The organism is Pseudonocardia hierapolitana (genome assembly GCF_007994075.1).
Classification (GTDB): Bacteria; Actinomycetota; Actinomycetes; order Mycobacteriales; family Pseudonocardiaceae; genus Pseudonocardia; species Pseudonocardia hierapolitana.
The window spans coordinates 7767242-7787039 of the sequence record NZ_VIWU01000001.1; the positions used below are offsets into that span (position 1 = coordinate 7767242).

Sequence of the window (19798 nt, forward strand, 5' to 3'; positions counted from 1 at the left end):
CACCAGTTGAAGATCGTTCGTTACTCGAGCCCCGACGGCGCCGCATGGGGCGTCCTCGACGACGGGGTGGTGCGCACCGCCGAGGGCACGCCGTTCGTCGACCTGCGACCCGGCGGGCAGGTCGTCGGCCGCCTCGACGAGGTGCCGCTGCTCGCCCCGGTGACCCCGCGCACCGTCCTGTGCGTGGGACGCAACTACCGCTCGCACGCCGCGGAGTTCGGCAACCCGGTGCCGGAGGAGCCGCTGCTGTTCCTCAAGCCGCCCGCCGCGGTGGTCGGGCCCGGCGCCGACGTGGTGTACCCGGCGCTGTCGCAGCGCGTCGACCCCGAGGCCGAGCTGGTGCTCGTGATCGGGCGCACCGCGCGGAACGTGGCAGCGGCCGACGCCTGGGCCGTGATCGGCGGCTACACCTGCGGCAACGACGTCACCGCCCGCGACATCCAGCGTTCCGACGGCCAGTGGACCCGCGGCAAGGGCTTCGACACGTTCTGCCCGATCGGACCGTGGGTGGACACCGAGTTCGACCCGACCGACGTCGGCGTCTCGTGCACGGTGGACGGCGAGCGCCGCCAGGACGGCCGCACCAAGGACCTGATCTTCCCGATCCCGTACCTGATCGAGTACATCACCCGCTTCACCACCCTCGAACCCGGCGACGTGATCCTCTCCGGCACGCCGGAGGGCGTCCGCGCGGTGGAGCCGGGCAACACGATCACGGTGGAGGTGGAGGGCCTGGGCGCCTTGACGAACCCGGTGGTCGCCGAAGTCTGAGCGATTGCAGCACGGCCACCTTCATGCAACGAGATGGCATCACGGCGGCCATGCTGCAATCCGGGGTCAGGCCAGGCTGGCGCGCCACGACTCGTGGAGCCTCGCGAAATCGCCGTCCTGTTCCAGGAGGGCCGCCGGAGGGCCGTCCTCCACGATCCGGCCCTCGGACACCACCAGCACCCGGTCGGCGATCAGCACCGTCGAGAGGCGGTGGGCGATGATCAGCGCCGTGCGGCCGGCGAGCACCGTCTCCAGCGCCGCCTGCACCGCGCGCTCGGACGGGATGTCCAGCGAGGACGTCGCCTCGTCGAGGAGCACGACGGCGGGGTCGGCGAGCACCACCCTGGCCAGCGCGATGAGCTGGCGCTGGCCCGCCGAGAGCCGGCCGCCCCGCTTGCGGACGTCGGTGTCGAAGCCCTCCGGCAGGGCCTCGATGAACTCGCGGGCCCCGACGGCGTCCGCCGCGGCCACGATCTCCGCCCGTGACGGCGAGCCGTCCCCGCGCCCGCCCATGGCGGTGTTCCCCATTTCGATGTTCTCGGCCACCGAGCCGGAGAACAGGAACGCCTCCTGCGTGACCATCACCAGCGCCGAGCGCAGGTCGGCGTCGGTGACGTGGCGCAGGTCGACCCCGTCGAGCCGCACGGCACCCTCGGTGGGGTCGTAGAACCGGGCCGCGAGCTTGGCGAGGGTCGACTTGCCCGCGCCGGTGGCGCCCACGAGCGCGACGGTCTGCCCGGCCGGGACGCGCAGCGAGAACTCCGGCAGCACGGTGCGGTCGGCGGCGGTGCGCGCCCCGCTGCCGCTCCGCGCGGAAGCCCGCGGGTAGGCGAACCGGACCCGATCGAACTCCAGCTCGCCGCGCACCGGGTGCGGCAGCGGCACCGGACGTGCCGGCTCGGGCACACCGACCGGGGTGTCCAGGACCGATGCGATCTTCTCGAGAGCCGCGGCCGCGGACTGGTAGGCGTTGAAGAACTGGGCGAGATCGTCCAGGGGGTCGTAGAAGCGGCGCAGGTAGAGCACGAACGCGGTGAGCGCGCCGAGCGCGAGCGTGCCGTCGACGACGCGCAGCCCGCCGAGCAGCAGCACCAGCGCGAGCGTGGCGTTCCCGACCAGCCGCACGGCCGCCACGTACCAGGCCACGGTGAGGAACGCGGCCGTGTTGGCGTCGCGGTGCGCGGACGTCAGCCCGTTCATGATCTCGTCGTTGCGGGGCTCCCTGCGGAAGGCCTGCACCGCACGGACCCCGTTCACGGACTCGACGAAGTGCACGATCACCCGGGCCACCGTGCTGCGGGTGCGCCGGTAGCTCGCCCGGGAGCGGCGCTGGAACCAGCGGGTGACCAACAGCAGCGGGACGAACCCGGCCAGCACCACGGCCGCGAGCAGCGGGTCGATCCACACCAGCAGCACCGTGATCCCGACCAGCGAGAGCAGCGCGCCGAACAGCCCGTCGAGGCCCTTCTCGAGGAGGTCGGAGAGCGCGTCGACGTCGCTGGTGAGGCGGGAGATCAGCCGGCCCGACGTGAACGACTCGTGGAAGTCGAGCGAGAGCCGCTGCCCGTGGGCGAACAGCCGCTTGCGCACGTCCAGCAGGAGGTCCTGCCCGATGCGCCCGGACAGCAGCAGGAACGCCGACCGCAGCCCGGCGCCGGCCACCGCGGTGACGGCGTACCCGCCGATGGCCGCGGCGAGGGGGCCAGGCCGGCCATCGAGCGCGGCCGGCACGCCGGTGTCGATGGCGAGCGCCACCATCAGCGGCCCGGCGAGCATCACCGCGTTCTCGGCGACGAGCAGCACCGCGGCCAGCACCACGGCGCGCCGGTGCGGCCGCAGCAGCTCGGCGACGAGGCGGCGGGCTCGCGCCTGCAACCGCAGCCCGGTGCTGCGGTCGACGGCGTCGGCCTCCTCGTCCCCACCGTCGCCGCTGTCGGCGATCCCGCGCCAGCCTTCCTCGTCCTCCTCAACGTGGTCGACGGCGGTCGTCACGCCCCCACCTCCTCGAGGTCGTCATCGGTGCTGGCCAGCAGCCTGCGGTACTCCGGCACCCGTGCCAGCAGCTCGGTGTGCGTGCCGACCGCCGCGATCCGACCGCCGTCGAGCAGCGCCACCCGGTCGGCGAGCTGCACGGTGGACGGCCGGTGCGCCACGACCAGCGCCGTGACGCCTCCCAGCACCCGGCGCAGCGCCGCCTCGACCTCGGCCTCGGTGTGCACGTCGAGGGCCGAGAGCGGGTCGTCGAGCACCAGCACCGGCGGGTGCCCGACCACCGCCCTGGCCAGGGCGAGCCGCTGGCGCTGCCCGCCGGAGAGGGACATTCCCTGCTCACCGATGCGGGTGTCGAGCCCCCAGGGCAGCGCGGCGACGAACCCGTCGGCGCTGGCGACGCGCAGCGCCTCCCACACCTGGTCGTCTGAGAAGCCGGGCGAGCCGAGCAGGACGTTCTCGCGCACGCTCGCCGAGATCAGCACCGGGTCCTCGAACGCGGTGGCGACGGCGGCGCGCAGGTCGGCGAGCCGGAGCCGGCGGACGTCGACCCCGTCGAGCAGCACGGTGCCCCCGGTGACGTCGTGCAGGCGGGTGACGAGCGCGGTGAGGGTGGTCTTGCCGGATCCGGTGGCGCCGACCAGCGCCATCGTCTCGCCGGGCCGCACGCTGAGGTCGACGCCACGGAGGATCTCCCGGTCGCCGCCCGGGTGGCGGAACCGCACGCCGCGCAGTTCGAGCGCGCCGCGCACCGGGTGCGGCAGGGGTTGCGGATCGGGGGGATCGACGATCGCCGGCTCGACGTCGCGGACCTCCCAGTACCGCCTCGTCGCCGCCGCGGCGTTGCTGGCCTCGGCCAGGAGCCAGCCGATGGAGGCGATCGGCCAGTACAGGTACGTCATGACGGTGATGGCCGCGACCAGCGTGCCGATCGTCAGGGACCCGTCGGCCACGCCCCACGCACCGAGCCCGAGCACGACCGCGATCGCCGCCTCCGGGAGCAGCACGAGCACCGCCCAGAGCGCAGCGATCAGCCGGATCTTGAGCAGCTCGGTGCCACGCATGCCGCGGGCGTCGGCCACGAAGCGCTCGGTGAGGCGCCGCCCCCGGCCCAGCGACTTGAGCACCCGGATCCCGAGCGCCGACTCCTCGACGACGGTGGCGAGGTCGCCCGCCTGGTCCTGGGCGCGGCGGGCCTCGACGGAGAACCGGCGTTCCAGCAGGAGCGTGAGGACCAGCAGGGGCCCGGCGATGATCGCGATGACGATCCCGAGCCACACCGAGAGCCACAGCAGCACGCCGGTGCCGACCAGCACCGTCAGGACGTTGACCACGAGGAAGATGCCGGAGAACGCGACGAACCAGCGGATCGTGTTGAGGTCGGCGGTGGCGCGGGACAGCAGCTGCCCGGACGGCCACCCGTCGTGGAAGGCCAGCGGCAGCCGCTGCAGGTGCGCGAACAGGTCGGTGCGCATCGCAGCCTCGACGGCCGTGCTGGGGCGCGCCACCAAGCGCCTGCGCAGGAACATCAGTACGGCTTCGAGGGCGCCGAGGCCGAGGACACCCAGCACCAGCCACGGCAACGAGCCGAGCTCGCCGCGGGCGATCGGGCCGTCCACGATCGCGCGGGTGACCAGCGGGATGGTCAGCCCCGCCAGGGTGCCGCCGAGCGCCGCCGCGCCGCCCCCGAGCAGCGTCCAGCGGTGCGGGCGGACGTAGGGGGCGAGGCGGCGGAGGGTGGAAAGGGAGGCCCGTTCGGGCGGCGGCTCCGTCATGGCTCGATCGACGCTAGAACGGCAGGGCGGCCCGCGCACTCGAGTTCTCTCACGCAACCGACGGAACCACCTCGACTCGGGTTGAAGTCCAGTCCGGGGGAAGTGGCAGGCTGGGAACCGCAGAAGATCGCATCGGGAAGGAACCGTCGTGGCGGCAGGACAACTCAGGATCGGCTACAAGGCGTCCGCGGAGCAGTTCGCGCCGCGGGAGCTGGTGGAGTACGCCGTGCGGGCGGAGGAGGTGGGGCTCGACAGCGTCGTGACGTCGGACCACTTCCTGCCCTGGCGGCACGAGGGCGGGCACGCGCCGTCGTCGCTCGCGTGGTTCGCGGCGGTGGGGGAGCGCACGTCGCGGGTGCTGATCGGCACCTCCGTGCTGACCCCCACGTTCCGCTACAACCCGGCGGTGCTCGCCCAGACGTTCGCCACGCTGGGGCTGCTGTACCCGGGGCGCGTGATGCTCGGGGTGGGCACCGGGGAGGCGCTGAACGAGATCGCCGTGTCCGGCCGGGAGTGGCCGGAGTTCAAGGAGCGGTTCGCACGGCTGCGCGAGTCGATCCGGCTGATGCGGGCGCTGTGGACCGAGGGGGAGGTCTCGTTCGAGGGCGAGTACTACCGCACCGTCGGCGCCACCGTCTACGACCGGCCCGAGCAGCCGGTGCCGGTGTACGTCGCCGCAGGCGGCCCGGTCGTCGCGAAGTACGCCGGGCGGTCCGGCGACGGGTTCATCTGCACCTCGGGCAAGGGGATGGAGCTCTACACCGACAAGCTCATCCCCGCCGTCGAGGAGGGCGCGGCGGCCGCGGGACGCGACGCGGCCGATGTCGACCGCATGATCGAGATCAAGCTGTCCTACGACCGCGACCCGGACCAGGCACTGGAGAACACCCGCTTCTGGGCGCCGCTCTCGCTCACGGCCGAGCAGAAGCACAGCGTCGGGTCGGCCGTGGAGATGGAACGCCTCGCCGACGAGCTGCCCATCGAGCAGGTGGCCAAGCGCTGGATCGTCGCCTCCGACCCGGACGACGCCGTGGCGCAGATCAAGCCCTACATCGACGCCGGGCTCAACCACCTCGTGTTCCACGGCCCCGGGCACGACCAGGAGCGCTTCCTGTCCCAGTTCGCCGAGGACGTCCTGCCGCGCCTGCGCGCCCTCACCTGAGCGCTAGTCGGGTCGATGCGGGTGCCCGGGCACCCGCATCGACCCACGGGGGTCACTTCTTGCCGCGCGACTTCTCGGTCTTGCGGTTGTTCGCCTTCTTGATGGCGTCGACCAGCTCGTCCTTCTTCATCGACGAGCGCCCGCGGATGTCGAGCTTCTTCGCCACGTCCATCAGGTGCGACTTCGAGGCGTTCGCGTCGACCCCGCCCGCGGTCTCGCGGTTGGTCCGGCGGCCGGGGCCGGAGGCCTGCTTGTCCGACGGGCCCTTGCGTCCCTTCGGCTCCCAGTGGTCGCCCACCTTCTCGTGGGTGTGCTTGAGCGCGGCGAACGCGACCCGGCGGGCGCGGCCGCCCTCGTCGCCGTAGGTCTCCATGGCCGAGTCGTAGGTCTCCACCCACGTGCGCTTGGCCTTGTCGTCCGAGCGCTCGACGGTGCTCGGCATCGCGTCCTTGCCCGGCATCTCCTCACACCTCCGCTCTGCGACGTGCCGGCGGGCGTGGGGTGTCCAGGAAACGCCGGACGCCCTTCAACCCGTACCGGTCCACCGCGGTCTTGATCAGTCCGAAGATGGCGCCCTGCAGCGTGGCGGCCAGCAGCACCTCGCGGGTGCTGTAGTCGTCCGACAGCGGTTGCGGCGTCTCGTCCTCGTTCGAGATCTTCTTCCACACGATCCCGAAGACCTTGCCGGCGAGCAGGCCGCCGACCAGGCCGAAGAACAGACCGATCGGCTTGTAGGCGACCTTCGCCAGCCCGGTCAGCTCGTTGCCGTCGCCGCGTCTCACCGGTCCTCCCGAGCGCGCGCCTCGGCGCCCGTCTCACCGGCGTAGCCGGCGTCCTGTCCGGCGACGCGGCCGACGAACTGCTCGTTCTCGTCGGTACCCGTCGTGCTGGGCGCGTCGTCCTCGGCGCGCTCGCCTTCCGGTGGAGCTTTCCGGTCGGGGTCGACACCACCCGCCTCGCGGCTGCGCGCGACGTTCGGGTCGACCTCGACGTCCGGTTCAGAGGTCCCGTGCATGCCCTGCGGGTACCCGATCATCCGGGTCCCCAACACAGGAGTAGGTGCGGTCAGTAGGGGCGCGAGGCGCCGCCGCCCGACACGAGGCGGCGGGCGCCGCCTGCCGCGCCGCGCACGGCACGCAGGCCGGGCAGCTGGACGGCCGAGCGGGGCATCGGGCGGCGTGCCCGCAGCACCGGCCACACCGGCGACGGCGGGAACAGCGCGTCGAGACCGTTGGAGGCGGGACCGCCGACGCTGGAGCGCAGCAGCTCCTCGTACGCGTCGTACTCGGCCACGGCCGCGGCGATGTTGCCCTGTGCGAGGTGGGCCTCGATCAGGGCGCGGCGGGCGCTCTCCCGGCTCGGTGCGGCGTGCACCGCCATCTCGGCGAGCGCGACGGCGCCGGCGTGGCGGCCTGCGGCCGACAGGCGCAGGCTCCGTTCCTCGACGGCGTGCAGCCGGAGCTGGCGGAAGCGCTCGCGCTCCACGGCGATCCAGGCAGCGGTCCAGCCGGGCAGGATGTCGGCCGAGAGCAACCCGATGTCGGGGCTGTCGCTCGCCGGGATCTCCGGGAGGGCCCGCACCAGGCCGAGGGCGTCGGCGAGGTCCACCTGGACGTCGGCGGCGAGGGAGAGGGGACCGGTGAGGTCGCCGTCGCTGAACAGCGACGGGATGCCGACCGCGGTGGCCGCCTCGGTGAGCAGGCGCCTTCCCGCCGCGGCGGGGACGCCGGGCCAGAGGTCGGCGGCGAGGGCCGCGTGCTCCTGCGGGCGGGGGTGCACGGCCAGATAGGCGACGAGCCTGCGTGAGTCGACGCCCAGCGGGACGGCGTTGCCGTCCGACACGAGGGTGAAGGACCCCAGCACGCGTACCGCGTGCCGGGCGCCTGGCTGCGCCTGAGTCGTGCGAGATCGTCGCTGATCGTCAGACATGATCGTCCCATGTAGGTGGAGTGCCCGGCTGGAGCTCGCAGGGACCCGTCGGCAGCACGACAGCGCCCGAGTCCGCGAAAGAGTGTTCTCCCGAGCGACCCCGTTGCCAAGGGGCATGTTCGTCACACTTCCGGCTGCTCTGCGGCCGTCCGGGTGACGTGCGAGTCACGGGACATCCTACTCAGGGGATGGCGTGCACCCGAACGTGGGTGCCGCGGCCGTCGGCCCACACGTGGAGCGAGTCGCAGAGCTGCCGGGCGATCCACACGCCACGGCCGCGGGGCTCCGCCGGGTGCGGCGCGTGCAGCCCGGGCAAGGGGTCCCGGAGGGTGCCACCGTCGTCGATCTCGCACAGCAACCCGTGCCCGCCCGTCCACAGCGACAGCTGCGCCTCGGGCGTGCCGTGCTCCACCGCGTTGGTGGCGAGCTCGTTGACGGCGAGAACGATGTCCTCCATGCGTTCGCGCTCGTAGCCGCGGCCGGACAGCGCCTGCTCGACGGTGCCGCGCACCTCGTGGAGCTGCCACGCGCTGAACGACAGCCGCACGTCCGGCGGGCCGAGCAGGGGCGGCCGGGCGGCCGGCCGCGCGGCGAGGACGGCGCGCGGATCGTGGTGGCCGGGGTTGTGGCGCAGCTCGCCGTCGGTGAGCAGGAGGGGATGGTTGCGCCGGGCCCCGTCGAGGATCTCCAGGTGCAGCGGGAGCTCCGGGTAGAAGCAGGTGATGCGCACCGGCAGGTCGGCGAGCGCGACGTTGAGGGCCGCGTCGAGCTCGGTCCAGAAGCGGCCGTCGGCCCCGTCGAGGGCGGCTGCGTGCTCGTTGAGCACGGTGACCGGGCGCCCCTTCGCGACGCTCAGCGCGCGGAGCTCCAGCGCCCACCGGGCGGCGAGGGTCTGCGCCGACAGGCCGGCCGGGCCGCCGTCCGGCTGCCGCAGCCGGACCAGCCGGTCCTCGGGAGCGACGCGGCCGTCGAGCCGGTCGGCGAGGGCCTCCTCGGTGGCGGGCTGCAATGCGATGGCGAGCGGCTCGCCGCGCTCGGCGGTCTGCAGCACGAGCGGGACGAGCTGGTCGAGGAGGTCCGTGGAGGAGTCGTGGAAACCCGCGGCGTGTTCGAGGCGAACCGCGTTGGCCGAGCGCGTGGTCTCGATCCTCATGCCGGTGCTTGCTCCGGGGAGGGCCGGTCGACGGGAGGCCGGTCGGCGGGCGACTGGACTGCTGCTGCCTGCGCCGCTGCTGCCTGTGCCGCTCGTGCCTGGACGGCTGGTGCCTGGGGGGCAGGCGGTCGGACGGCCGGAGGCTGCTCGACGGGCGGCTGGTCACTGCGGGCGCGCACGACGAGCTGGGTGGCGAACGGCGCCCCGCACCGGTCGAGGACGCGCTGCACCCGGGGGCGCACGCCGGTGAGGATCAGCCGGTGGGCGTCGGGGAACTCCTCCGCGGCGTGGACGAGCCCGACGGCGCCTGCGACGTCGAGGAAGCGCAGCGACGACAGGTCGAGGGTGATGTCGGTGGGTGCGTCCGGCTGGCGGAGGGCCCGGTCGAGGGCGGCCTCGAGGAAGCTCCGGATGCGTGGCCGGTTGCTGTGGTCGCACTCGCCTGCCACGTGAGCGGCGCCCGGGCCGATCGCGGTGATCCGCAGGAGGCCGTCGTCGTAGATCGCAGGCGCGATCACCTCGGTGCGGTGCGCGGCCCGCATCGCCTCCACGACCCCCTCCGGGTAGCGGGTGCGGTCGTAGATGCACAGGACGTGGGCCGGCCGGTTGCGCACGACCTCGTCGACGACGCGGTCGTAGTGGGCCACGCCCGCCTCACCTGCTGCGTGCGTCACCGGGAAGCTCAGGCGGCCGGTGATGCGCACGGCCGGGTAGCCGGCGGCGAGCGCGGCGTCGACCGAGGCGCGCACCGCCTCGGCGACCTCGTGGGGCGAGGTGTGCCGATCGCTCGGGACGATGGTGAACCGGCCCTCGCGCAGCGGCCCGGCCACCGCGACACCGTCGTCGGTCATGCGTTCGAGCACCCGGTCCGAGGAGCCGTCGTCGAAGTAGATGACGTGCTCGCCGCGGCCGAGGCCGTGGGCGAGGAACTCCGCGGAGATCTGCCAGAGCTGCTCGTCGCTCACCGGGACCGCGACGGCATGGTCGACGGACCGGCAGTCCTCGACCGTTGTCGTCATCACGCTTCCCGGGACGAGCGAGCTGGGGCATCGGCATCGGATCGGACGCAGATCCGATCGAACACGGTCCGCTCGAACACAGGTCCGATCGAACGCAGCGTCACGTGCAGGACACTGTACGTCCGCCGATCGAGCGGGCGGGCCCCGCCGGGTGGACGGGAACGACGAACCGCATGATCGCCGCGGTGAACGGACGTGCGGAACCCGGAAAACGCCAGATCAGGGCACCAGTGGCGGCACCATCGCCTCGATGAGGTGTGGCCCGGGCTCGGCGGCGGCGCGGCGCAGCGCGGCGGCCAGCCCGTCGGCGGTGGTGACGCGCTCGCCGGGCACGCCCATCCCCGCGGCCAGCGCCACGAAGTCGAGGTCGGGCCGGCCGAGGTCGAGCAGGTCCCTGGCACGTGCCCCGTCCCCGGCGAGGTGCGCGGCGGCGCCGGTCTGCAGCAGCTCCATGCGGAGGATGGCGTAGGCGCTGTTGTGGTACACGAGCGTCGTGACGTCGAGGCCCTCCCGGGCCTGGGTCCACAGCGCCGAGATGGTGTACATGGCGCTGCCGTCGGCCTGCAGGCACCACACCGGCCGGTCCGGGCAGGCCACCGCGGCGCCCGTGGCGGCCGGGAGGCCGTAGCCGATCGATCCGCCGGTGAGCGTCAACCAGTCGTGGCGGGGGGCGCCTGCCGTGACGGCCGGGAGGCCGAGTCCGGAGGTCACCGACTCGTCCACGACGACGGCGCCCTCGGGTAGCAGGGCACCGACCACGGCGGCCGCGCTCTCGACGGTGAGCGGCCCGGTGGGCAGCTCGGGCCGGGCGGCCGGAGCCGGCCGCGGGGCCGTGCCCGGGGCGAGCAGGTCGGCGAGCTCCTCGAGCGCGGCGGTCGCGGAGCCCGAGGTGAGGGCGCCCTCCTTCGGCACGAGCGCGTGGACGCGACACCCCGCGGGCACCAGATCGGAGTCCTTGCCCGGGTAGGCGAAGAACGACACCGGCGAGCGGGCCCCGACCAGCACGAGGTGGCGCGTCCCCGCCAGCTGCTGGACGGCCACGTCGACGACGTAGCCGAGGCGGTCGACGGGCGCGATCCCGGCACCGCGCTCGAGCCGGGTCGGGAACGTCTCGGTCAGTACCCGGGCGCCGGTGGCGGCGGCGATCCGGTCGGCGGCGGCGAGCCCCGCGGCGCGGGTGGCGTCGCCGCCGACGAGCAGCACGCACGGCTCCCCGGAGGACAGCGCCTGCGCGGCCTCGCGGACCGCGTCCGGCTCGGCGCGCGGCGCGGCGTCGGCCGGGTCGGCGGCCGGGGCGGGTTCGCCGCCGTCGTTCCAGCTCACGTCGGCGGGCAGCACCAGCGTCGCGACCTGCCCGGCCCGGGCCGCCGCCACGGCGGCCGCCGCGTCCGTGCCGATCTCGGCGGTGAGGGTGCTCTCGCGCACCCACCCCGACACCGCCCCCGCGATCGCGGCGATGTCGGACTGCAGCGGGGCGTCGTACTTCGCGTGGGTGGTGGCGTGGTCGCCGACCACGTTGACGACTCCGACACCGGCCCTGCGGGCGTTGTGCAGGTTCGCCAGACCGTTGCCGAGACCGGGGCCGAGGTGCAGCAGGGTGGCCGCGGGCCGCTCCGCCATCCGGGCGTACCCGTCGGCGGCGCCGGTGGCGACCCCCTCGAACAGCGCCAGCACGGCCCGCATCCCGGGCACCCCGTCGAGCGCGGCGACGAAGTGCATCTCGGAGGTGCCGGGGTTGGCGAAGCAGGTGTCGACCCCGTTCGCGAGCAGCGACCGGAGGAGAGCGTGTGCGCCGATCACGCCCGCACGCTCACCGAGGTGGCGGGGGAGGACTTCAACGTCTGCAGCACCACGCAGTAGCGCTCGGTGAGCCGGATCAGCGTCGCGACCTCGTCCTCGCTCGCGGTGGTGTCGAGGTCGAACGCCAGCCGGATCTCGCGGAACCCGACCGGGGCTTCCTTGTCGACGCCGAGCGTGCCGCGGAAGTCCAGGTCACCCTCCGCGCGCACGGTGCCGGCCGCCTGCAACCCGAGCGAGGTGGCCACCGCGCGCAGGGTGACGCCCGCGCAGGCGACGAGCGCCTCGAGCAGCATGTCGCCGGAACACAGCTGGGTGCCGTCGCCGCCGGTGGCCGGGTGCAGGCCCGCCTCGGCGAGCGCGGTGGCGGTGCGTACCCGGCAGGCCACGCCGGTGCCGTCGAGCTCGCCGTCGGCGGTGAGGGTGACGACCGCGGCGTCGGGGTCGTCCCGGTACCGCGCCTTGAGCGGGGCCTGCAGCTCTCGGAGGGTCGTGGCGTCCATGCCGGTCCGTTCCATGGCTGCATCGTGCCTCGCGTCGTCACGAGGCGCGACGGCGCAGGGCGGGTCAGTAGGCTCGACCGGTGGCCGAACCGTCGCTGACCAGCCTGCTGGGGCAGGTCCGCCGTGACCGGGTGCTCACGGTGCCCAACCTGCTGAGCGTGCTGCGGCTGGCGGGGGTGCCGCTGTTCCTCTACCTGCTGCTGGTGCCCGGCGGCGCGGCGTGGGGCGCGGACGTCTGGGCGATCGTGGTGCTGGCACTGGGCGGCATCACCGACTGGCTCGACGGCAAGCTCGCCCGCCTGCTCGGCCAGTACAGCACGCTCGGGGCACTCCTGGACCCCGCGGTGGACCGGCTGTACATCCTCGCCGCACTTCTGGCGCTTGGCCTGCGCGAGGCCGTGCCCTGGTGGGTGGTGGCCGCGCTGGTGGCCCGCGACCTCGTGCTCGCCGCCACACTGCCGGTGCTGCGCTCCCGCGGCTACGGGCCCTACCGGGTGACCTACCTCGGCAAGGGCGCCACGTTCCTGCTCCTGTACGCGTTCCCGCTCCTGCTCGCCGCCCAGGCACAGGGGTGGTTCGCCGATCTGGCCCGCCCGTTCGCCTACGCGTTCGCCGTGTGGGGCACCGTGCTCTACCTGTACACGGGGGCCCTCTACCTGGCCCAGTTCGTGCGCGCGCTGCGCGCGCCGATCGATCGGGCGGGGGTCGCGGGTGGCCTCCGGCGTGAGGACTAGTCTTTCGGCGTGATCCCCGAGGACCTCCGCTACACCGAAGCCCACGAGTGGGTGCGCGACCTGGGGGACGGGGTGGTTCGGATCGGCATCACCGACCACGCCCAGTCCCAGCTCGGCGACGTCGTCTTCGTGCAGCTGCCCGCCGTCGGCGATGAGGTCGCGGCCGGGGCTTCCGTCGGCGAGGTCGAGTCCACCAAGTCGGTCTCGGACATCTACTCACCCGTCTCCGGCACGGTCGCGGCCGTCAACGACGCCCTCGAGGCCAACCCCGAGCTGGTCAACTCCGGTCCGTACGAGGCGGGCTGGATGTTCGAGGTCCGGCTCGCGGGCGACGCACCCGGCATTCCGGACGACCTGCTCGATCCGGCCGCCTACCAGGAGCTGACCGGGAGCTGACCGAGGCTCCCGCGCCCACCACCGCGCGGTAGGTTTGCGGAATCCGACGCCGTCGCGCACGTTCGCCCGTGCGGCGTCACACTTGTTGCACCCGACGAGCAGGGCACCCACACCCCGCCCACCATCAGGAGGAGACCCCGAGGTGACCACGAACGACGGGCCCGGCGTGCCCCCGGAGCGCTCCCCGGAGACCACATCGGTCTTCCGCGCGGACTTCCTCTCCGAGGCCGAAGCCCCGGCCCAGGACCAGCCGGTCTCCGGCGTGGAGTCGTTGCCCGCCGGCTCCGCGCTGCTGGTGGTCAAGCGCGGCCCCAACGCGGGCTCGCGCTTCCTGCTCGACCGGCCTTCCACGAGCGCGGGACGGCACCCGGACAGCGACATCTTCCTCGATGATGTCACCGTCTCGCGCCGCCACGCGGAGTTCCGCAGCGACGCGGGCGAGTTCGTCGTCGTCGACGTCGGCAGCCTCAACGGCACCTACGTCAACCGGGAGCCGGTCGACACCGCGGTGCTCGCCAACGGCGACGAGGTGCAGATCGGGAAGTTCCGGCTGGTGTTCCTCACCGGGCCGCGCGAGTCCGGGCCGAGGGGCTGACGGGCTCTAGTGCTCCCCGCCGGAGGTTCGCCAAGGGTCTCGGCGGCCCAGCTCCCCGCTGGACGCACCGGCGAACAGCCCTAGTGCGCCCGGTGCGAGGGCTGCCCGCCGGCACGCCCAGCGAGAAGCTGGATCCACCGATACCCCCGACGAACCTCCGACGGGAAGCACTAGCTCCGGCTCACCCGCCGTACCGGCGGCGCGACCCGTCCGGAGTCGGGCGCCGGCAGGGTGCGCCGTGTAGCGTCGGAATCGCAGGACCGCGAGGAGGAGCAGAGCGATGAGCGTGCTTGCGAGCGAATCATCGACACAGCGCCTTTCATCGGTGCAGCGCCTTCGCGCTGCGTCGATTTCTGATGGGCCGGCCGAGCGCAGCGAGGTCGTGCGATGAGCGAGATGCGCGTCGTGGGGGTACGGGTCGAACTGCCCGCCAACCAGCCGATCCTCCTGTTGCGGGAGACCACCGGTGATCGTTACCTGCCGATCTGGATCGGGTCGGTGGAGGCCACGGCGATCGCACTGGAGCAGCAGGGCGTCAAGCCGGCCCGGCCGCTCACCCACGACCTGCTCAAGGACGTGATCAACGCCCTGGGGCGCCGCCTCGAGCAGGTGCGGATCACCGACCTGCAGGAAGGCACCTTCTACGCGGAGCTGGTGTTCGACGGCGGCATCACGGTGTCGGCGCGCCCGAGTGACTCGGTGGCGCTGGCGCTGCGGATCGGGGTGCCGATCCACGCCGAGGAGAGCGTTCTCGCCGAGGCCGGGCTGATCATCCCGGACGAGCAGGAGGACGAGGTCGAGAAGTTCCGGGAGTTCCTCGACTCGATCTCCCCGGAGGACTTCCGAGGCGCCCAGCCCTAGCCCCGCCCTGCCACCGGCGGCGCGCCGCGTTGACCGGGGGCGCGCGGGCTCATATCGTCGGATGTCTCTTAAGCCCGTCGGCTCCGACAGACCCCCCGGTGGTCGGAGCCGGGCTCCGGCGGAAGGAGTTCGGTGGAGCAGCCGCCGTCCGGCGCGCCCGAGCAGGGCGAGCTCTTCCCCGACCCGCTGCTCGGAGAAGGGTTCGACGGCCTGCCCGACCAGCTCGTCGGCTTCCGCGGGCCGACCGCGTGCCAGGTCGTGGGCATCACCTACCGCCAGCTCGACTACTGGGCCCGCACCGGCCTCGTCGTCCCCTCGATCCGCGGCGCCGCGGGCTCCGGCTCGCAGCGCCTGTACTCCTTCAAGGACGTGCTCGTCCTGAAGGTCGTCAAACGGCTGCTGGACGCAGGGGTGTCGCTGCAGAACATCCGCGTGGCCGTCGAGCACCTGCGCCGCCGCGGCATCCGCGACCTGGCCGGCATCACGCTGTTCAGCGACGGCACCACGGTCTACGAGTGCGCCTCGCCCGAGGAGGTCGTCGACCTGCTGCGCGGCGGCCAGGGCGTGTTCGGCATCGCCGTCGGGGGGGCCATGAAGGAGATCAGCGGCTCGATCAAGGACTTCCCGGTGGAGCGGGCCGACGGCGGAAGCGTGGACGACGCCCCCGAGGACGAGCTGTCCCGCCGGCGGGCGCGGCGCGCCATCAGCTGACACCCACCCGGGTCCCGTGGACGAGGACCTGCACGAGCGGGGCCGCTCGGCATACCGGCAGCGCGAGTGGGCGGGCGCCTACGAGCTGCTGACGGCGGCGGATCGGACGTCGCCGCTCGCCCCGGACGATCTCGAGCTGCTGACGACGAGCGCCTACCTCGTCGGTCACGACGACGTCGGCGACGACCTGGCGGCCCGCGCCTACCGCGAGCTGGTGCGCGAGGAGCCCACGCGCGCGGCGCGGCACGCGTTCTGGCTGGGCATGCACCTGCTGCTCCGTGGCGAGCCGGCCCGGGGCGGCGGATGGCTCGCGCGGGCGCGACGCCTGGTCGACGAGGCCGGCCGCGAGTGCGTCGAGCAGGGGTACCTCCTCGTCCCCGACGCCCTGCAGCGGCTCGGGGAGGGCGACGCCGAGGCCGCGCGGGCCTGCTCGGAGCGGGCCGCCGCGATCGGGGAGCGCTTCGACGAGCCGGACCTGCAGGCGTTGGGCCGGCTCTGCGTGGGACAGGCGTTGATCAGTGCCGGCGACACCACGCAGGCGCTGGCGCTGCTGGACGAGGTGATGGTGGCGGTCACCGCCGACGAGGTCTCGCCGATCGTCGCGGGCATCGTCTACTGCGCCGTGATCGAGGCGTGCCAGGAGGTCTTCGAGCTGCGCCGGGCGCAGGAATGGACCGCGGCGCTGTCCCACTGGTGCGCGTCGCAGCCGGACCTCGTGCCCTACCGCGGGCAGTGCATGGTGCACCGCGCCGAGATCATGCTGGTGCACGGCGCATGGCCGGACGCGCTGGACGAGGCCCGCCGGGCGTGCGACCAGCTCTCGGGGCACCCCGCGGCGGGAGCGGCCTTCTACCAGCTGGCCGAGCTGCACCGCCTGCACGGCTCGTTCGACGCGGCCGAGGACGCCTACCGCCGGGCCAGCCGCTGGATACCGGAACCGCAGCCGGGGCTCGCGCTGCTGCGGACGGCCCAGGGCCAGGCCGACGCCGCCGCCGCGATGCTGCGCCCGGTGCTGGAGGAGGCGGTCGGGTTCGTGGCCCGCACGCGGCTGCTCGCCGCCCACGTCGAGGTCGTGATCGCGGCGGGTGATGCCGCCTCGGCCCGCGTGAGCGCCGACGAGCTGCGGGCGATCGCCGACGACGTCGGGGCGCCGCTGCTGCGGGCGATGGCCCTGCACGCGACGGGCGCCGTGCTCGTCGCCGAGCAGGATCCGGGCGCGTGGGAGGTGCTGCGCCGTGCCTGGCGGGCCTGGCAGGAGCTCGACGCGCCCTACGAGGCGGCGCGCGTCCGCGTGCAGATGGGGCTCGCGTGCCTGCAGCGGCGGGACCCCGATTCGGCGGAGATGGAGTTCGACGCGGCCCGGCTGGTGTTCGAAGGGCTCGGGGCGGCCCCCGACGTCCTGCGCCTGCAGACCCTGTCGCGCGCTCCGGCCACCGGCCTCCTGACCGCCCGCGAGGCGCAGGTGCTGCGACTGGTGGCGACGGGCATGACCAACCGCGCGGTGGCCGCGGAGCTCTTCCTCAGCGAGAAGACCGTGGCCCGGCACGTGAGCAACATCTTCACCAAGCTCGGGGTGTCCTCGCGGGCGGCGGCGACGGCCTACGCGTACGAGCACCGCCTCGTCTGAGTGGGTAGAACCACCCATCCCGCCGTCTGGGTGCTTCGCCCGATGAGCACTGCCGCACGCCCTCCCTACCGTCGCCCGACACGGATCGAGGCGCCAGCGGGAGGTCGTCATGGACACCAGGCAACGCATGCGGGAGACCCTGCTGGCCGGGTTCCCGGTCGACGAGCGGCGGCGGCACCTGGCCGGTGTGTCGACCGCGGTGCTCGAGGGGGGCGACGGCGCCGCCGGCCCGCCGGTGGTCCTGCTGCACGGCCCGGGCGAGTTCGCCGCCACCTGGCTCCCCGTGCTGCCCCGGCTGGCGCGCGCCCACCACGTGATCGTCCCCGACCTGCCAGGGCACGGCGATTCGCTGATCGACGGGGTTCCGCTCGACGCCGGGCGCGTGCTCGACTGGCTCGGCGAGCTCGTCGAAGAGACGTGTGCCGCGCCGCCGGTGCTGGTCGGGAAGACCATCGGCGGCGCCGTTGCCGCACGGTTCGCCGCGGGGAACCGGCGCCGGCTCGCCGCGCTCGTGCTCGTCGACAGCCTCGGGCTCACCGCGTTCGATCCCGCGCCGCGGTTCGGTCTCGCCCTGCACCGCTTCCTCGGCGACCCGACGCCGCGCTCCTACGAGCGCTTCATGGAGTTCTGCGCGTTCGACCTCGACCGGGTGCGCGAGCACATCGGGATGCGGTGGGACACGTACGCGGCCTACGCGGTCGAGCTGGCCGCCGACGATCGCGTGCAGGCGGCGCTCGGCGGTCTGATCGGCCAGTTCGCGGCCGCGCCGATCCCACCGGAGCAGCTGGCTGGCATCGACGTTCCCACCACCCTGATCTGGGGCCGGCACGATCTCGCGACCCCGCTGTCCGTTGCCGAGGCCGCGAGCGCCCGCTACGGGTGGCCGCTGCACGTCGTCGAGGACGCGGGCGACGATCCGGCGCTCGACCGGCCCGACGCGTTCATCGTCGCGCTGCAGGCCTCGCTGGGAACGGTGGCCGTGCCATGAGCGGCGGCCCCGACGGATACGACGCGATCGTGGTGGGTGCGCGGTGCGCCGGATCGCCGACCGCGATGCTGCTGGCTCGCACGGGCCACGAGGTGCTCGTCGTCGACCGCGCGAGCTTCCCGAGCGACACGCTCTCGACGCACCTCGTCCACGCGCCCGGTGTGGCGGCGCTGCGCCGGTGGGGCCTGCTGGACCGGGCGGTCGCGGGATGCCCGCCGATCGAGGCCTACGCGTTCGACTTCGGCCCGTTCACCATCACCGGGAGGCCGGGCACCGCGTACGCCCCGCGGCGGACCGTGCTGGACACCGTGCTCGTCGAAGCGGCGGCCGCGGCGGGGGCGGAGGTGCGGGAGCGGTTCACGGTGTCCGAGATCCTCGTCGAGGACGGCCGGGTCACCGGGATCCGGGGCCACGGGAAGGGCGGGCGGACCGTCACCGAGCGGGCCGCGGCGGTCGTCGGAGCGGACGGGCTGCACTCGCTCGTGGCCCGCACCGTGCGGCCCGAGCAGTACCACGAGAAGCCGCAGCTGCTCTGCGGCTACTACGCCTACTGGAGCGGCCTGCCGATGGACGGCCGGTTCGAGTCCTACGACCGGACGGACCGGGCGTTCGCGGCGTGGCCGACGAACGACGACCTGACCCTCGTCATCGCGGGGTGGCCCTTCCGCGAGCTCGCGGCGAACCGCGGTGACGTCGAGGGCAACTACCTCGCCACCCTCGCGACGGCCCCTGCCTTCGCCGACCGCCTCCGGACGGCCCGGCGGGAGACGCGGATCGCCGGGACCGCGGTGCCGAACTTCTTCCGGACGCCGTACGGGCCGGGCTGGGCGCTGGTGGGGGACGCCGGGTACAACAAGGACTTCATCACCGCGCAGGGGATCCAGGACGCGTTCCGGGATGCCGAGCTCTGCGCCACGGCCCTGCACGACTCGTTCAGCGGCGCCCGCGCGTTCGACGCCGCGATGCACGACTACCGGTCCGCCCGGGACGAGGCCCTGCCGATGTACGAGTTCACCGCGGAGCTCGCGTCGCTCGAGCCGGCGCCGCCCGAGCTGCAACAGCTCCTCTCCGCCGTGAGCTGCGACCAGGAGGCGATGGACGGGTTCGCGCGGGTGGTCGCGGGGGTGACCTCGCCCGCGGAGTTCTTCTCCGACGAGAACGTCGGGCGGATCCTCGACGATCAGCGGATGCAGCGCCGCACGGACCTCACACGTCGACCTTGAACGGGTCGTGCTCGGCCAGCAGCTTGTCCAGCCGGGCCTGGTCCACCCGGGTGACCACCGCGGTGCTGTCCTGCCGGTCCCGCACGCACTTGGCGAGCGTGAACGCCGACGTCACCACGTAGAGCACGGCGAGTGCGAGGAACCCCCGCACCCACGGGTCGGCGGGTAGGTAGGCGATCCCGAGGGCGACGGCAAGCAGCGAGGCCGCGAACGAGATCACGGCCTGCACGAAGAACGCGCCGGTGGTCGGTGGCGGGGGCGGTGTCGTCGTCATGGCCGGAGCCTGCCGCGGCGGCGACCCGCGGGGCATCCGTGGAACTACGCGTCCCCTCCCGCGGAGGCATCGGGGAGTAGCATGCCGCGGGTAGTCGCCGAACCCGCGCGGGAGAGTCCCGGTCCCGGCCGGGCGCCGAAGGAGCAACTCCTCCCCGGAACCTCTCAGGCATCCAGGACCGCGTGGGCGAGACGCCTCTGGAAAGCGACGGGTCCGCATGCCGGGGCCCGTCCGCCGACGGGGAAAGCTCCGGTAACGGGGCGAATCTCTCAGGTGCCCGGTCACGGGCGG

Annotated in this window: 21 protein-coding genes and 1 riboswitch; of the genes, 10 read left to right on the forward strand and 11 right to left on the reverse strand. The window is 73.6% G+C overall.

Annotation, left to right across the window (positions count from 1 at the left end):
- The first annotated feature begins 6 nt into the window (after positions 1-6).
- A complete protein-coding gene (locus FHX44_RS36545) occupies positions 7-771 on the forward strand; it encodes a fumarylacetoacetate hydrolase family protein (protein WP_147259934.1) in 765 nt (254 codons plus the stop codon).
- Positions 772-837: 66 nt separating this feature from the next.
- On the opposite strand, the gene FHX44_RS36550 is transcribed toward FHX44_RS36545, so the two are convergent.
- Together FHX44_RS36550 and FHX44_RS36555 are read right to left on the reverse strand one after the other, a co-directional pair.
- The gene (locus FHX44_RS36550; protein WP_212612814.1) at positions 838-2763 is read right to left on the reverse strand and encodes an ABC transporter ATP-binding protein; all 1926 of its coding nucleotides are present in this window, start codon (positions 2761-2763) and stop codon (positions 838-840) included.
- Positions 2760-4535, reverse strand: coding sequence for an ABC transporter ATP-binding protein (locus tag FHX44_RS36555; RefSeq protein WP_147259935.1), 1776 nt, complete (start codon positions 4533-4535; stop codon positions 2760-2762). Before FHX44_RS36555 ends, FHX44_RS36550 begins: the two co-directional genes overlap by 4 nt.
- A gap of 148 nt (positions 4536-4683) precedes the next feature.
- Here FHX44_RS36555 and fgd point away from each other — a divergent pair, with 148 nt between their 5' ends.
- The gene (fgd, locus tag FHX44_RS36560; RefSeq protein ID WP_147259936.1) at positions 4684-5697 is read left to right on the forward strand and encodes a glucose-6-phosphate dehydrogenase (coenzyme-F420); all 1014 of its coding nucleotides are present in this window, start codon (positions 4684-4686) and stop codon (positions 5695-5697) included.
- A gap of 52 nt (positions 5698-5749) precedes the next feature.
- Here the strand turns inward: fgd and FHX44_RS36565 are convergent, their stop codons facing one another.
- The 8 genes from FHX44_RS36565 to FHX44_RS36600 all read right to left on the reverse strand — a co-directional run bounded on the left by FHX44_RS36565 (position 5750) and on the right by FHX44_RS36600 (position 12098).
- Positions 5750-6157 carry a ChaB family protein gene (locus tag FHX44_RS36565; RefSeq protein WP_147259937.1) on the reverse strand — a complete coding sequence of 136 codons (408 nt, stop codon included), beginning with the start codon at positions 6155-6157 and terminating at the stop codon, positions 5750-5752.
- 4 nt (positions 6158-6161) lie between these two features.
- A complete protein-coding gene (locus tag FHX44_RS36570) occupies positions 6162-6479 on the reverse strand; it encodes a DUF4235 domain-containing protein (RefSeq protein WP_246170786.1) in 318 nt (105 codons plus the stop codon).
- Positions 6476-6712 (reverse strand): hypothetical protein, encoded by a 237-nt coding sequence (locus FHX44_RS36575; RefSeq protein ID WP_147259938.1) that lies wholly within the window; start codon positions 6710-6712, stop codon positions 6476-6478. The genes FHX44_RS36570 and FHX44_RS36575 overlap by 4 nt, the downstream gene beginning before the upstream one ends.
- A gap of 50 nt (positions 6713-6762) precedes the next feature.
- Positions 6763-7560, reverse strand: coding sequence for an AfsR/SARP family transcriptional regulator (locus FHX44_RS36580; RefSeq protein WP_147259939.1), 798 nt, complete (start codon positions 7558-7560; stop codon positions 6763-6765).
- A 247-nt stretch (positions 7561-7807) separates the two neighbouring features.
- Positions 7808-8779: an ATP-binding protein gene (locus FHX44_RS36585; protein ID WP_147259940.1), complete on the reverse strand. Its 972-nt coding sequence runs from the start codon at positions 8777-8779 to the stop codon at positions 7808-7810.
- A complete protein-coding gene (locus FHX44_RS36590; protein WP_147259941.1) occupies positions 8776-9798 on the reverse strand; it encodes an MEDS domain-containing protein in 1023 nt (340 codons plus the stop codon). Before FHX44_RS36590 ends, FHX44_RS36585 begins: the two co-directional genes overlap by 4 nt.
- Positions 9799-10017: 219 nt before the next feature.
- Entirely contained in the window at positions 10018-11598 is a 1581-nt protein-coding gene (locus FHX44_RS36595) for an acetolactate synthase large subunit (protein WP_147259942.1), read from the reverse strand.
- A complete protein-coding gene (locus tag FHX44_RS36600) occupies positions 11595-12098 on the reverse strand; it encodes an OsmC family protein (protein WP_147261761.1) in 504 nt (167 codons plus the stop codon). Before FHX44_RS36600 ends, FHX44_RS36595 begins: the two co-directional genes overlap by 4 nt.
- Before the next feature lie 80 nt (positions 12099-12178).
- Between FHX44_RS36600 and clsA the strand changes: the two genes are divergently transcribed.
- The 8 genes from clsA to FHX44_RS36640 all read left to right on the forward strand — a co-directional run bounded on the left by clsA (position 12179) and on the right by FHX44_RS36640 (position 19233).
- A complete protein-coding gene (gene clsA / locus FHX44_RS36605) occupies positions 12179-12832 on the forward strand; it encodes a cardiolipin synthase ClsA (RefSeq protein ID WP_246170787.1) in 654 nt (217 codons plus the stop codon).
- Positions 12833-12841: 9 nt separating this feature from the next.
- Positions 12842-13228 (forward strand): glycine cleavage system protein GcvH, encoded by a 387-nt coding sequence (gcvH, locus tag FHX44_RS36610; RefSeq protein WP_147259943.1) that lies wholly within the window; start codon positions 12842-12844, stop codon positions 13226-13228.
- 142 nt (positions 13229-13370) lie between these two features.
- A complete protein-coding gene (gene garA / locus FHX44_RS36615; protein ID WP_147259944.1) occupies positions 13371-13823 on the forward strand; it encodes a glycogen accumulation regulator GarA in 453 nt (150 codons plus the stop codon).
- A gap of 387 nt (positions 13824-14210) precedes the next feature.
- Positions 14211-14684 carry a bifunctional nuclease family protein gene (locus FHX44_RS36620; RefSeq protein ID WP_147259945.1) on the forward strand — a complete coding sequence of 158 codons (474 nt, stop codon included), beginning with the start codon at positions 14211-14213 and terminating at the stop codon, positions 14682-14684.
- A gap of 132 nt (positions 14685-14816) precedes the next feature.
- The gene (locus tag FHX44_RS36625) at positions 14817-15395 is read left to right on the forward strand and encodes a MerR family transcriptional regulator (protein WP_075953851.1); all 579 of its coding nucleotides are present in this window, start codon (positions 14817-14819) and stop codon (positions 15393-15395) included.
- Between the two features lie 16 nt (positions 15396-15411).
- The gene (locus FHX44_RS36630) at positions 15412-17022 is read left to right on the forward strand and encodes a helix-turn-helix domain-containing protein (RefSeq protein ID WP_147259946.1); all 1611 of its coding nucleotides are present in this window, start codon (positions 15412-15414) and stop codon (positions 17020-17022) included.
- A gap of 109 nt (positions 17023-17131) precedes the next feature.
- Positions 17132-18010: an alpha/beta fold hydrolase gene (locus FHX44_RS36635; protein WP_147259947.1), complete on the forward strand. Its 879-nt coding sequence runs from the start codon at positions 17132-17134 to the stop codon at positions 18008-18010.
- Positions 18007-19233 carry an NAD(P)/FAD-dependent oxidoreductase gene (locus FHX44_RS36640; protein ID WP_147259948.1) on the forward strand — a complete coding sequence of 409 codons (1227 nt, stop codon included), beginning with the start codon at positions 18007-18009 and terminating at the stop codon, positions 19231-19233. The genes FHX44_RS36635 and FHX44_RS36640 overlap by 4 nt, the downstream gene beginning before the upstream one ends.
- Here FHX44_RS36640 and FHX44_RS36645 read toward each other — a convergent pair.
- On the reverse strand, positions 19217-19507 hold the full coding sequence (locus tag FHX44_RS36645) for a YiaA/YiaB family inner membrane protein (protein ID WP_147259949.1): 291 nt from the start codon (positions 19505-19507) through the stop codon (positions 19217-19219). The two genes, FHX44_RS36640 and FHX44_RS36645, sit on opposite strands and share 17 nt — an antisense overlap.
- Positions 19508-19605: 98 nt before the next feature.
- A riboswitch (glycine riboswitch) is annotated at positions 19606-19698 on the forward strand.
- The last annotated feature ends 100 nt before the right edge of the window (positions 19699-19798 follow it).